This is a genomic window from Micromonospora sp. NPDC047074 (assembly GCF_040643815.1).
In the GTDB taxonomy this organism is placed as follows: Bacteria; Actinomycetota; Actinomycetes; order Mycobacteriales; family Micromonosporaceae; genus Micromonospora.
This window is the reverse complement of sequence record NZ_JBEYVB010000022.1, coordinates 23,701-36,259: the sequence shown is the minus strand read 5'-3', so window position 1 is coordinate 36,259 and position 12,559 is coordinate 23,701. Positions and strand designations below refer to the sequence as shown.

Sequence of the window (12,559 nt, the reverse complement as noted above, 5' to 3'; positions counted from 1 at the left end):
ACGAGTCGTCGTGGGGCGACGGCCTCCCTGGTCCCGATCTTGGTCGGGCCCGCATGGCCGTCAACCGGGCGCCAGGACGCCCGGCCGCCGGCCGGGCGGAACAACCAGGGACCACGAGGAGTACCCCACCATGGCCGTCGTGACCATGCGCCAGCTGCTGGAGAGCGGTGTCCACTTCGGGCACCAGACCCGGCGCTGGAACCCGAAGATGAAGCGCTTCATCTTCACCGAGCGCAACGGTATCTACATCATCGACCTGCGCCAGACCCTCGACTACATCGAGAAGGCCTACGACTTCGTGCGCGGCACCGTCGCCGAGGGTGGCAGCATCCTCTTCGTCGGCACCAAGAAGCAGGCCCAGGAGGCCATCGCCGAGCAGGCGACCCGGGTCGGCCAGCCGTTCGTCAACCACCGCTGGCTCGGTGGCATGCTGACCAACTTCCAGACGGTCTACAAGCGGCTGCAGCGGATGAAGGAGCTGGAGGCCCTGGGTGACCTGAGCGGCACCGCCGCCGGCTACACCAAGAAGGAGACCCTGCAGCTCTCCCGCGAGAAGATCAAGCTGACCCGCACCCTCGGCGGTCTGCGGGACATGCAGAAGCTCCCGGCCGCGATCTGGGTGGTCGACACCAAGAAGGAGCACATCGCCGTCGACGAGGCCCGCAAGCTGGGCATCCCGGTGATCGCGGTACTCGACACCAACTGCGACCCGGACGAGGTCGACTTCCCGATCCCGGGCAACGACGACGCGATCCGTTCGGCCGAGCTGCTGACCAAGGTCGTGGCCGCCGCCGTCGCCGACGGCCTGATCGCCCGTTCGGGCCGTCGTCGGGGCACCGACGAGAAGCCGGAGCCGGGTGTGGCCTCCGACGAGCCGCTGGCCGAGTGGGAGCGCGAGCTGCTCGAGGAGCCCAAGAAGGCCGACGAGCCCGAGCAGCCGGCCGCCGAGAAGCCGGCCGAGCAGCCGGCGACCGCCGCCGCGGAGTGACCGCGCCGCCGCTTCCCCGCCGTCCGTTCTCGCGGGCGGCGGGGAGGCGGCAGGTACGCCGGGCACGTCCCGCCCGGATCCGGGTAACCGGCACCAGGACCAACCAACCCGCAGTCTCAACACCGAAGAGAGAGCCATGTCCAACTTCACCGCCGCGGACGTCAAGAAGCTCCGCGACCTCACCGGCGCCGGCATGATGGACTGCAAGAAGGCGCTGACCGAGGCCGAGGGCGACTTCGACAAGGCCGTCGAGATCCTGCGCGTCAAGGGCGCCAAGGACGTCGGCAAGCGGGCCGGCCGTACGGCCGCCAACGGTCTGATCGCCCACTCCGGCAAGGCGCTGCTCGAGCTCAACTGCGAGACCGACTTCGTGGCCAAGACCGACGCCTTCATCGAGCTGGCCCAGCGGCTCGTCGAGCACGGCGAGCGCAGCGGCGTCAGCACCGCCGAGGAGCTGCTCGCCACCGAGCTGGACGGCAAGACCGTCGCCGACCTGGTGCAGGAGCAGTCCGCCAAGATCGGCGAGAAGCTCGTCCTCAACCGGTTCGCCAAGGTCGACGGCACCACCGCCGTCTACCTGCACCGCAAGAGCCAGGACCTGCCCCCGGCGGTCGGCGTGCTGGTGGAGTACACCGGCAAGGCCGACGAGGCCGGCGATTCGGACGCCCGGGCCGTCGCGATGCAGATCGCCGCCATGCGGCCGAAGTTCCTCACCCGGGACGAGGTTCCGGCCGACGTCGTCGACTCCGAGCGGCGCATCGCCGAGCAGACCGCCCGCGAGGAGAACAAGCCCGAGGCGGCCCTGCCGAAGATCGTCGAGGGTCGGGTGAACGCCTTCTTCAAGGACTACGTCCTGATCGAGCAGTCCTCGGTCGCCGACAACAAGAAGACGGTGAAGCAGGTGCTGGCCGAGGCCGGCATCGAGGTCACCCGCTTCGTCCGGTTCGAGGTCGGCCAGGCCTGAGCCGTCCCGGGCGCCTCGCGCGCCCGTGGGAAGGGAAACGTCGACGAGGAGGCCGCCGGTGTACGTGACAGGCACCGCGGCCTCCTCGTCGCATAGGGTCGGCTACGGCAGTTTCGCGGTACGGGGCGTACGGGACGTGCGCATGGGGAAGGACGGGGCGGATGACGCAGGTTGTGAGTGACCGGAGTCTGGCGGCGGACGATCCGACGGCACCACCCCCCGGCCGGGCCCGCCGGGTGGTGCTGAAGCTCTCCGGTGAGGTGTTCGGCGGGGGCGCGATCGGGGTGGACCCGGACGTCGTGCAGGCCATCGCCCGGCAGATCGCCACCGTGGTCCGCCGTGGCGTGCAGGTCTCGGTGGTGGTCGGCGGCGGCAATTTCTTCCGGGGCGCCGAGTTGCAGAAGCGCGGCATGGACCGGGCCCGGGCGGACTACATGGGCATGCTCGGCACCGTGATGAACTGCCTCGCGCTGCAGGACTTCCTGGAGAAGGAGGGCATCGAGACGCGCGTGCAGAGCGCGATCACGATGGCCCAGGTCGCCGAGCCGTACATTCCGCTGCGCGCCATCCGGCACCTGGAGAAGGGCCGTGTGGTGATCTTCGGCGCGGGCGCCGGCATGCCGTACTTCTCCACCGACACCGTGGCCGCCCAGCGGGCCCTGGAGATCCGGGCCGACGTGGTGCTGATGAGCAAGAACGGCGTCGACGGCGTCTACAGCGCCGACCCGCGGGTCGACCCGACCGCCAGCAAGTTCGACTCGATCACCTTCTCCGAGGTGCTGCGGCGCAACCTGCGGGTCGCCGACGCCGCCGCGTTCAGCCTGTGCATGGAGAACGGCCTGCCGATGCTGGTCTTCGGTGCGCAGGGCGACGACACGATCATCCGGGCCGTGGGTGGCGACAAGATCGGCACCCTGATCACCGCCTGAGCGGTCGCGCGACCCGACCTCAGCGGTCCCTCCGACACGACAAGCCCACGACGAGCACAGAAGGAGGCGAGGAGACCGGTGATCGACGACACCCTCCTCGAGGCTGAGGAGAAGATGGAGCGTGCCATCGAGCACGCCAAGGAGGAGTTCGGCGCGATCCGCACCGGTCGTGCCAACGCCGCCATGTTCTCCAAGGTCATCATCGACTACTACGGCAGCCCCACGCCGCTGCCCCAGATGGCGTCCATCGGCGTTCCCGAGCCGCGCATGGTGATCATCAAGCCGTACGACAACTCGCAGATCAACGCCATGGAGAAGGCGATCCGCGACTCCGACCTCGGCGTGAACCCGAACAACGAGGGCAACCAGCTCCGCATCCTGCTCCCGCAGATGACCGAGGAGCGCCGTCGCGAAATGATCAAGGTCGCCCGGCACAAGGGTGAGGAGGCCAAGGTGGCCATCCGCAACATCCGCCGCAAGGGCAAGGAGGAGCTGGACCGGCTCGTCAAGGACGGCGAGGTCGGCGAGGACGAGGGCCGGCGCGCCGAGAAGGAACTCGACGACCTGACCCAGCGCTTCGTCGCCGCCGTCGACGACCTGGTCAAGCACAAGGAGAACGAGCTTCTCGAGGTGTGAGCCGTACGCCGGCATCGACCGGCGGCGACGGCATCGTGGCACCGGCACTCCGTCACCCGGCCCCGGGTGGTGGGGCCCGGTGCCACTGTCGTGCGGTGGCCGTCGCGGGGCCGGTCCGACGTGAGGGATCGGTGAGTGCAGTAGGCTCGGCACGATTCCCGGCCACCCTGGGGTGAACGGTGGGGATCGGCCGGCCGTCGGGCAGGTCAACCGGACGGAACCGTCGCGCGGGTAGGGGAATGGCTGTGGTTGTGCGTCATCTGGTGGATCTCGTACCGGACCCGCTCGGTGCGTGATGTCCCACCTCGATCCCCACGGCAGCACCGAGCCCCGCGGCTGGGACCGCCCCGACGTCTCCGCCCCCGCCCTGCCCTGGCCGGAGGCCGATATCGAGCCCGACCACTGGCACCGCCGCTCCGCCGCGCCCCCTGACACGTACGCCGAGCGGCAGGACGGCTTCCACCCGTACGCCGAGGAGCCGGACGCCCCCCGCCCGTACGCCGACGTGGTCCGTGGCGGCCCGGCCGGGCCGAACGGTCACCGCGACCGCCCCGACGACTCGGAGTTCCCGACCGCGCAGCTCGAACCCGTCCGCGACGTCGAGCCGGAGCCGGAGCCCGCGCGGCCCCCGGGCCGGCGGCAGCGCGGTCGGCGGCGGGCCGGCGCCGACCGGCCCCCGACCCAGCAGCCCGCCCCGAGCCGGGCCGGGCGCAACCTGCCGGCGGCCATCGCCGTCGGCGTCGCCCTCGGCGCCCTGATCGTGGTGCCGCTGTTCTTCTACCGGCCCGCGTTCGTGGCCGTGGTGGCCGGTGCGGTCGCCGTCGGCATCTGGGAGATGGCCCGGGCGGTACGGCGCAGCGGCGCCCACCCGCCGCTGGTGCCGCTGATCGCCGGCGGGGTGCTCACGGTCGGGCTGGCCTGGTTCGCCGGCCCCGACGCGCTCAGCCTCGGCCTGCTGGTCACGGTCCTGGGCACGATGGTCTGGCGGCTCGGCGACGGGCCGCGGGGCTTCCAGCGGGACCTGACGGCCGCCACCCTCATCGCTGTGTACGTGCCGTTCCTCGCCGGGTTCGCCGCGTTGCTGACGGCGCCGGAGGACGGTGACCTGCGGGTGCTGGTGACGCTGGCCGCGGTGGTCCTCTCCGACACCGGCGGGTACGCGGCCGGCGCCAACTTCGGCAAGCATCCGATGGCCCCCTCGATCAGCCCGAAGAAGTCCTGGGAGGGCTTCGCCGGCTCGGTCGGCGCCGCGGCGCTGGGCAGCGCCCTGCTGCTCTGGCTGTTGCTGGACGTGGCCCCGTGGTGGGGCGCGATCTTCGGGATCGCGGTCTCCGGCGCCGCCGTCCTCGGCGACCTCGCCGAATCCATGATCAAGCGGGACCTCGGGGTCAAGGACATGAGCAACCTGCTCCCGGGGCACGGCGGCCTGATGGACCGGCTCGACTCGATCCTCTTCGCGCTGCCGACCGCGTACCTGCTCCTGGCGGTCTTCGTACCGGTGCTGGAGTGAGGGATGAATCACCGGGTACCGGCGGTCCTGCCCGGCCGGCGGGGGGCGAATCGGCACCGGCGGACGGGTGCGTCCGCCGTCCGGCGTGACAGACTGGACGCGCCATGACGAGCCTGCCCCTGATTCCCGCAGACCCCGACGCCCCCGGTCGGCGGCCCGCGATGCCTCCCCGCCACCTCGCCGACCTCGACCTCGCCGGGCGCCAGGCGCTGGTCACCGAGCTGGGGGAGCCGGCGTTCCGTGCCAAGCAGGTCTCCACCCACTACTTCGGCCGGCTGGTGCGCGATCCGGGGCAGATGACCGACCTGCCCGCCGCCACCCGGGAGAAGCTCGCCGACCGGCTGCTGCCCCGGCTGCTCACCCCCGTCCGCGAGCTGGCCTGCGACGACGGCGCGACCCGCAAGGCGCTCTGGCGGCTGCACGACGGCTCGCTGGTGGAGAGCGTGCTGATGGGCTACCCGGACCGGGTCACCGTCTGCATCTCCAGCCAGGCCGGCTGCGGCATGGCCTGCCCCTTCTGCGCCACCGGCCAGGCCGGGCTGACCCGCAACCTCTCCACCGCCGAGATCGTCGACCAGGCGGTCTACCTGGCCGGGGTGGCCGCCTCCGGGGCCGTGGCGGGTTCGCCGCCGCGACTGTCGCACGTGGTCTTCATGGGCATGGGCGAGCCGTTGGCCAACTACTCCCGGGTGCTGGCGGCGATCCGCCGGCTGGTCGCCCCGGCGCCCGAAGGGCTCGGGTTGTCGCAGCGCCACATCACGGTCTCCACGGTCGGTCTGGTCCCGGCCATCCGGAAGCTGGCCAGCGAAGACCTCTCGGTGACCCTTGCGTTGTCGCTGCACGCCCCCGATGATGAGCTGCGCGACGAACTCGTGCCGGTCAACCAGCGCTGGAAGGTTTCCGAGGTGCTGGACGCGGCGTGGGACTACGCGGCCCGCACAGGCCGTCGCGTGTCGATCGAGTACGCGATGATCAGAGACGTGAACGACCAGCCGTGGAGAGCCGACCTGCTCGGGCGACTGCTGGCCGGGAGGTTGACCCACGTGAATCTCATTCCGCTGAACCCGACTCCGGGCAGCCGTTGGGACGCCAGCCCGAAGCCGGTGGAGCGGGAGTTCGTCCGGCGGTTGCGCGAGGCCGGGGTGTCGACGACGGTGCGGGACACCCGGGGCCGCGAGATCGACGGAGCGTGTGGGCAGCTCGCCGCCGCCGAGGACATGGACATCGACACCAACCGGGCCGGAGAAAAGGCGTGACCGGGCGTAGCGAACGAGACCAGGAGACATAGTGGCGAGTCAGGGTCAGCGTTTCCGGCGTAAGGCGCTCCGCCGGGGATACAAGGTCGACGAGGTCGACGCCTTCCTGGACCGGGTCGAGGCGACGCTCGCCGGTCAGCCGGTCGGTGCCCCCGTCGCCTCCCAGGAGGTCCACGACGTCGTCTTCCGGGTCCGCTTCAACGGCTACGACGAGTGGCAGGTCGACCTGCACCTCGACCGGGTCGAGCGGCAGTTGGCCGAGCTGGAGGAGCGCGGCGGCGTCGGTGGTCGCGGTGCCGACCCCCGGGACGCCGACCGGCTGGGCCCGCCCGACCGCCTGGGTCCGCCCGACCGGATGGGCCCGCCGATGCGCGACGACCGTGGCATGTCGCCGATGCCGCCCCGGCCGATGCCGGCGCAGGCCGGTCCGCCCGCCGACCGCTACGGCCGCTACGACGAGCCCACCGGCGCCTTCACCGGTGGCTACGACGGCCCCCGGGGCGGTTACGAACCGCCCAGGGGCCCCGGGGGCCCGCCTCCGCTGGGGCCGGGCGCCCCGATGGGGCACGGCGCCCCGCCGCCGCGCGGCCTGCCCGCCGGCCCCAGCGGCTACAACGACGGGCCGGGCGGCTACAACGACGGGCCGGGCAACTACGGCGACAGGCCGGGCGGCTACGGTGACGGCCCCGGCCGGCACGGCGACTACGGCGACGGCCCTGGTGGCTATGGCGATGGCCCCGGTGGCTACGGTGACGGCCCCGGCCGGCACGGCGACTACAGTGACGGCCCTGGTGGCTATGGCGGCGGCCCCGGCGGCCCCGGTGGCTACGGCGGCGGCCCGGGCGGCTACGGCGACGAACCACGGGGCGGCGGTCCTGGCGGCTACGGCGACGAGCCACGGTTCGACGGGTTCGAGGCCGGCCGGCGGCCTCGCGCCGACATGACCGCCGAGATTCGGATGCCCGAGCGCGACCTGCGTGAGCTGCGGGGCCGGGGCCCGGCGGGGCCGCCCCCGCAGCAGGGCTTCGGCGGCCCGCCGCCCGGTGGACCGCCCGCCGGTGGCCCGCCGCCCGGTGGTCCGTCCGCCGGTGGCCCGCCGCCGATGGCCGGCCCGCCCATGGTCGGTCCGCCGATGGCCGGTCCGCCCGGCAGCGACCTCTACCGCGTCGACCAGATCCGGCGCAGGTTCCAGGTACGCCGGTTCGGCAGCGGGTACGACCCGGACCAGGTCGACAGGTTCTTCGACACGCTGCTGGGTGGCATGCAGGGGCGCAACCCGATGCCGGTGAACCCGAAGGAGCTGGACACGCTGCGCTTCGGGCTCGTGCAGGGCGGCTACTTCGAGGCCGAGGTCGACGCCGCGCTCAAGGACGTGCAGGACATCCTCTTCGGCCGCTGATCCGCGTACGGCGAGGGCCCGCTCCCCGGTCGGGGGCGGGCCCTCGTGCGTGTCACCTCCGGCGCGCGGACCGGCTCGACGCCGGATGACGCGGGTGCGGTCAGGACCGCAGGCCGTTGCGCCGCAGCACGACGTCGCCGATGACGATGACCAGCAGCAGCACGGCCAGGCCGATCAGCCAGATGTCCTCGACCCTGCCCTCGTGGTTGCCGCAGAGCATCGCCAGCAGCGCCAGCGCGGAGACCACCGCGCCGATCCGCCCGGACTTGCGGTGCCCGGGCTTGTGCTGGTCTGGCGACGTTACCGGCTCGCTTCCTGCCACTGTCGGTCCTTCCCTCGCGATCGGATCTCCGGTTAGTCTGGCACGCCCCGCGCCGGGCCCGGCGCTGGGTCCGACCGATGGGGCGGACCGCACGGGCCCGACGGGCGGGCCGGACGGCCGGACCGGCGACCCGGGCGCGCGACGGGAGCCGGCAGACGTGGGACCAAGGTCCCGTCTCCGCCCGGGCGCAACGGCACTACCGGCGTCGCGGGGCGGGCGACAGACTCCCTCCGGTAGCGTTTCCGGCGTACACCTTGTTTGTCGTTTTGAGGGGGAACTGCGGTGCGAGTGACCGGTACGGGACACGCCAGCATGCGGATCGACACAGCCGCGGGCAGCATCCTGTGCGACCCGTGGGTCAACCCGGCCTATTTCGCGTCGTGGTTCCCGTTTCCGGACAATTCCCAGCTCGACTGGGAGGCCCTCGGCAACGTCGACTACCTCTACGTGTCCCACCTGCACCGGGACCACTTCGACGCGGCGCACCTGAAGCGCTTCGTGTCGAAGGACGCCACGGTGCTGCTGCCCGCGTTCCCCACCTCCGAGATGGAGGACGAGCTGCGGGAGCTGGGCTTCACCAAGTTCCTGAAGGCGCCGAACGAGCAGGTCGTGGAGCTGGACGGCGGCCTGAAGATCATGATCCAGGCGTTGACCAGCCCGACCGACGGCCCGATCGGTGACTCGTCGCTGTGGGTGGAGTACGACGGGGTCCGGCTGCTCAACCAGAACGACGCCCGCCCCACCGACCTGAGCGTCTTCGCCGAGCTGGGCCACGTGCACGCGCACATGCTCCAGTTCTCCGGCGCGATCTGGTACCCGATGGTCTACGAGCTGCCGCAGGCGGCGAAGACCGCGTTCGGCAAGCAGAAGCGGGACCGCCAGTTCGACCGCACGTGGCGCTACATCGACGACCTGAAGGCCGACCACGTCTTCCCGATCGCCGGGCCGCCCTGCTTCCTCGACGACGAGCTGTGGCAGTTCAACGACATCCACGGCGACGAGGGCAACATCTTTCCCGACCAGTCGGTCTTCCTGAGCGAGTACGCGAAGGTCGGCGGCACCAACGGCATCGTGCTGCTGCCCGGCAGCGTCACCGAGGTCACCGCCTCCGGGGCCGAGACCAGCCACCCGATTCCGGTCGAGGAGTTCTTTGCGAACAAGGCCGCGCACCTGGCGGAGATGCGGGAGCGCAAGCGGCCGGTCATCGAGGCGGAGAAGGCGTCCTGGCGGCACCCCGAGGTGGACGTGCTCAAGGAGATGCAGCGCCGGATTGAGCCGCTGCTGGAGGAGTCGATCTACCTGGCCAAGGGGGTCGGCGGACCGGTCCGCTTCGACCTGGTGGGCTACGACGGAGACAGCGTCGAATCCATCGTCGTGGACTTCCCGGGCAAGCAGGTCCGGCCGTACGCCGACGAGAAGGTCCGCTACCGGTTCCGCACCGACCGGGCGCTGATCGAGCACCTGCTGCACATCGGCGAGGTGGACTGGGTCAACTCCCTCTTCCTCTCCTGCCGCTTCTCGGCGGCCCGGATCGGCCAGTACAACGAGTTCGTCTACGCGTTCTTCAAGTGCCTGTCGACCGAACGCCTCCAGTACGCCGAGGGCTGGTACGACGAGCACGAGCGGTCGAGTGACGCCGAGGACATCACCCTCGGCGACTGGGTGGTGCAGCGGCGCTGCCCGCACCTGAAGGCGGACCTGACCCGGTTCGGCATCGTCGACGGCGACCAGCTCACCTGCCAACTGCACGGCTGGAAGTTCGACCTGGCCAGCGGCCGCTGCCTCACCAGCGTCGGCCACAAGATCCGCGCCCACCCCGCCGAGGCCCAGACCCCCACCCCCTGACCCACCCCACCCCACCCCACCCACCCCGCGCTCTCCGCCCCGCGCTCTCCTCGCCGATCTTGCACAAAGTGCCCCGGCAAAGGCGACAGAAGGCGCGAACTGGGGGCTGAAAGTGCAAGATCGCCGGAGCCCGGAGCCCGGAGCCCGGAGCCCGGAGCCCGGAGCCCGGAGCCCGGAGCCGGGGTGGGTTAGCGGGTTAGGTCGGTGAGGATTCGGCGGGCGGCGTTGTGGCCGGCGGCGCCGATGACGCTGCCGGCCGGGTGGCAGCCGGCGCTGCCGGCGTAGACGCCGTCGATGCCGGTGGCGTACGGCATCCGGTCGGTGAACGAGACGGTGTTGTCGACGTGGTGGATGTGCCCGCCGGTGATGCCGAAGTGCGCCTCGATGCCGGGCGGCGGCAGCGGCACCGCGTCGGCGATCAGGTCACCCGTGCCGGGGGCGTACCGCTCGCAGATGCCGATCAGCCGGTCGACGTAGCCGGGCAGCGCCTCGTCCCAGGTGGTGCCGGCCAGCTCGTACGGCACCGACTGGACGAACAGCGCGGACGAGTGGTGCCCCTGGCCGTCCGACAGCGAGGGGTCGACGGTCGTGTGCAGGTACCACTCGATGGTCGGCTCCGCGGGCAGCCGCCCCGCCTGGACGTCCGCCCACATGGCGCGCAGCGCCGCCATCGGCGACTCGCCGCCCCCGCCGATGAGCGACTCCGAGCCGGGCAGCAGGTGGATCGTCGAGCCGAACGGGCTCGGCGAGCCCTTGGGTAGGCAGGAGAAGCGGGGCAGCCCGGTCAGCGCCAGGTTGAGCTTGAGGGTGGTGCCGGGGCGGCGGACCGCCGCCATCCGGTCGGCCAGCGGGGCCGGGAGCGCGCCGTCGGGCAGCAGCTCCATCAGCCGGTACGGGTCGCAGGCGCCGAGCACCACCCCGGCGGCGATCTCCCGCCCGTCGGCGAGCACCACTCCGCTGGCCGCGCCACCGGCCAGGGTGACGGCGCTGACCGGCGTACCGGTGCGGATCGTCGCGCCGGCGGCCCGGGCGGCGGCGGCGAAGGTGCGCGACACGGTGCCCATCCCGCCCTGGGCGATCATCCAGGTGCCGTCGGAGCCGGGCAGCCGGCACATGTTGTGCACGAGGAAGTTGTGCCCGGTGCCGGGGTCGTCCGGGCCGGCGTTCAGCCCGGAGAGCCCGTCGGTCACCGCGTACATGCTCATCAGGAGCTCGGAGCGGAAGTCGAAGCGGGCCAGGTGGTCGGCGACCGAGCCGCGGACCAGGTCGACGAAGACCTGCCGCAGCGCCGGCCGGACGTGCCGCTCGGCGGTCTCCTCGACGGGCAGCGGCTCGGCCAGCCAGGCCGGGGCGAGGTCGTCGCGCAGCGCGGCCAGCTCGGCCTGGAGGGCGTCGTCGGCGGCCACGTCGGCGGGGGAGAAGAACTCCGTGAGCTGCGCCCGGGTGGCCGCCGTGTCGCTGCCGAAGAGCAGGTACGGCGAGCCGGGGCCGCCCGGGGTGGGCAGGAAGTAGTGCGGGTCGCGGCGCAGCACGGGGATGCGTACGTCCAGCGTGGCGAGCAGCTCCGGCGGCATCAGGCCGAGCAGGTACGACCCGGTGGAGTGGCGCAGCCCGGGCACCCGGGGGAACGGGGCCTCGGTGCGGGTGGCCCCGCCGATGACGTCCGCCGCCTCCAACACCAGCACGTCGAGCCCGGCGCGGGCGAGCATGATCGCGGACACCAGACCGTTGTGCCCGGACCCGACGATCACCACGTCGGCCCGGGTCGGCAGCTCGTCACCCATGCCGGGGGAGCCTAGTGCCCCCGGGCGCCGCCGGTCAGCCCTTCGTCGCCGGTCAGCCTTCCGGCGGCGGGCGGCCCGTCTGAGGCGGCGGGCGGCCCGTCTGAGGCGGCGGGCGGCTCCTGGGCGGTGGGCGGGCCGGCCAGCAGCTGGGCGGTGAACATCTCCAGTTCCAGCTCGAACAGCGCCCCGGCATCGGTGACCGCCCAGTCGAACTGGTGGAAGACCTCCATGGCGACCAGCCCGTAGAGCCGGGTCCAGCCGGCGAGGAAGGCGTACGCGACCTCGACCGGCACCTCGCCGTGGCTGAGTCGCAGCGGCTCCAGCAGCCCGCCCAGCCGTCGTTCGAGCAGCTCGCCGGGCGGGGCGCGGAACGGCGACCGGCGCCACAGGTCGAGGATCGGCTGGATGAAGACCGCGCCGAGGCGGGCACCGGGATGGTCCGGGGTGGCGCTGCCCTCGACGAAGGCGGTCCGCCCCGGAACGGGGGCGCCGAAGATCAGCCCGAACTCGGCGGGGTGTGCCGTCGACCAGGCGCGGAACGCCCGGGACATGGCCAGCAACTGCGCGACGGGCGCACCGCCGGCGTCGTCCCGGGCCGCCTCCAGCCGCAGCCGTAGCTCGTTGTAGAGGTCGGCGGCGAGGTCCGCGACCAGCGCCTCCAGGCTCGGGAAGTAGCGGTAGATGGCCGGTGCCGTCATGCCCATGTCGCGGGCGATGGCCCGCAGTGAGATCGCGTCGACCCCGCCCGTCACCAGCAGGCGGCGTGCCCCGTCCTTGATCTCGGTGACGGTCGCCGTGCGCAGGCGTTCCCGCCGAGTGGGTGCGGCCATTGACAACCACCTTGACCAGAGAATTCACCGTTGCGATAGTTAACGCTGTTCACTGAAATTAGCGATGGTAGCAGCTAGCCATCTGCGGAGGGAGAG

At 72.1% G+C, this 12,559-nt stretch carries 11 protein-coding genes; 8 read left to right on the top strand and 3 right to left on the bottom strand.

Going from position 1 to position 12,559, the window contains the following annotated elements:
- The first annotated feature begins 130 nt into the window (after positions 1 to 130).
- The 7 genes from rpsB (at position 131) to ABZ809_RS23010 (ending at position 7,682) form a co-directional block, all read left to right on the top strand.
- On the top strand, positions 131 to 988 hold the full coding sequence (gene rpsB, locus ABZ809_RS23040; protein ID WP_357564642.1) for a 30S ribosomal protein S2: 858 nt from the start codon (positions 131 to 133) through the stop codon (positions 986 to 988).
- Between the two features lie 136 nt (positions 989 to 1,124).
- Complete coding sequence (gene tsf / locus ABZ809_RS23035; protein ID WP_357564641.1) at positions 1,125 to 1,952, top strand: translation elongation factor Ts; 828 nt, start codon at positions 1,125 to 1,127, stop codon at positions 1,950 to 1,952.
- Positions 1,953 to 2,113: 161 nt separating this feature from the next.
- A complete protein-coding gene (gene pyrH, locus ABZ809_RS23030) occupies positions 2,114 to 2,881 on the top strand; it encodes a UMP kinase (protein ID WP_357564640.1) in 768 nt (255 codons plus the stop codon).
- Between the two features lie 78 nt (positions 2,882 to 2,959).
- The gene (gene frr / locus ABZ809_RS23025; RefSeq protein WP_357564639.1) at positions 2,960 to 3,517 is read left to right on the top strand and encodes a ribosome recycling factor; all 558 of its coding nucleotides are present in this window, start codon (positions 2,960 to 2,962) and stop codon (positions 3,515 to 3,517) included.
- A 295-nt stretch (positions 3,518 to 3,812) separates the two neighbouring features.
- Positions 3,813 to 5,027 carry a phosphatidate cytidylyltransferase gene (locus tag ABZ809_RS23020; protein WP_357564638.1) on the top strand — a complete coding sequence of 405 codons (1,215 nt, stop codon included), beginning with the start codon at positions 3,813 to 3,815 and terminating at the stop codon, positions 5,025 to 5,027.
- 104 nt (positions 5,028 to 5,131) lie between these two features.
- Positions 5,132 to 6,283 (top strand): 23S rRNA (adenine(2503)-C(2))-methyltransferase RlmN, encoded by a 1,152-nt coding sequence (rlmN, locus tag ABZ809_RS23015; protein WP_357564637.1) that lies wholly within the window; start codon positions 5,132 to 5,134, stop codon positions 6,281 to 6,283.
- Between the two features lie 31 nt (positions 6,284 to 6,314).
- Positions 6,315 to 7,682 (top strand): DivIVA domain-containing protein, encoded by a 1,368-nt coding sequence (locus tag ABZ809_RS23010; protein ID WP_357564636.1) that lies wholly within the window; start codon positions 6,315 to 6,317, stop codon positions 7,680 to 7,682.
- Positions 7,683 to 7,782: 100 nt separating this feature from the next.
- Here ABZ809_RS23010 and ABZ809_RS23005 read toward each other — a convergent pair whose 3' ends face one another.
- Positions 7,783 to 8,004 carry a DUF2631 domain-containing protein gene (locus ABZ809_RS23005; RefSeq protein ID WP_357564635.1) on the bottom strand — a complete coding sequence of 74 codons (222 nt, stop codon included), beginning with the start codon at positions 8,002 to 8,004 and terminating at the stop codon, positions 7,783 to 7,785.
- A gap of 282 nt (positions 8,005 to 8,286) precedes the next feature.
- Here ABZ809_RS23005 and ABZ809_RS23000 point away from each other — a divergent pair, with 282 nt between their 5' ends.
- Entirely contained in the window at positions 8,287 to 9,849 is a 1,563-nt protein-coding gene (locus tag ABZ809_RS23000) for a Rieske 2Fe-2S domain-containing protein (RefSeq protein WP_357564634.1), read from the top strand.
- A gap of 188 nt (positions 9,850 to 10,037) precedes the next feature.
- Here the strand turns inward: ABZ809_RS23000 and ABZ809_RS22995 are convergent, their stop codons facing one another.
- Entirely contained in the window at positions 10,038 to 11,633 is a 1,596-nt protein-coding gene (locus ABZ809_RS22995) for an NAD(P)/FAD-dependent oxidoreductase (RefSeq protein ID WP_357564633.1), read from the bottom strand.
- A gap of 11 nt (positions 11,634 to 11,644) precedes the next feature.
- Positions 11,645 to 12,463, bottom strand: a complete 819-nt coding sequence (locus tag ABZ809_RS22990; protein WP_357564632.1) for a TetR/AcrR family transcriptional regulator — start codon at positions 12,461 to 12,463, stop codon at positions 11,645 to 11,647.
- Positions 12,464 to 12,559 lie beyond the last annotated feature (96 nt).

What these genes read in the sequence shown, in the direction of transcription:
- rpsB (WP_357564642.1), top strand. Translation starts at nt 131, where the DNA reads ATGGCCGTCGTGACCATGCGCCAGCTGCTGGAGAGCGGTGTCCACTTC.
- tsf (WP_357564641.1), top strand. Translation starts at nt 1,125, where the DNA reads ATGTCCAACTTCACCGCCGCGGACGTCAAGAAGCTCCGCGACCTCACC.
- pyrH (WP_357564640.1), top strand. Translation starts at nt 2,114, where the DNA reads ATGACGCAGGTTGTGAGTGACCGGAGTCTGGCGGCGGACGATCCGACG.
- ABZ809_RS23020 (WP_357564638.1), top strand. Translation starts at nt 3,813, where the DNA reads ATGTCCCACCTCGATCCCCACGGCAGCACCGAGCCCCGCGGCTGGGAC.
- rlmN (WP_357564637.1), top strand. Translation starts at nt 5,132, where the DNA reads ATGACGAGCCTGCCCCTGATTCCCGCAGACCCCGACGCCCCCGGTCGG.
- ABZ809_RS22995 (WP_357564633.1), bottom strand. Translation starts at nt 11,633, where the DNA reads ATGGGTGACGAGCTGCCGACCCGGGCCGACGTGGTGATCGTCGGGTCC.
- ABZ809_RS22990 (WP_357564632.1), bottom strand. Translation starts at nt 12,463, where the DNA reads ATGGCCGCACCCACTCGGCGGGAACGCCTGCGCACGGCGACCGTCACC.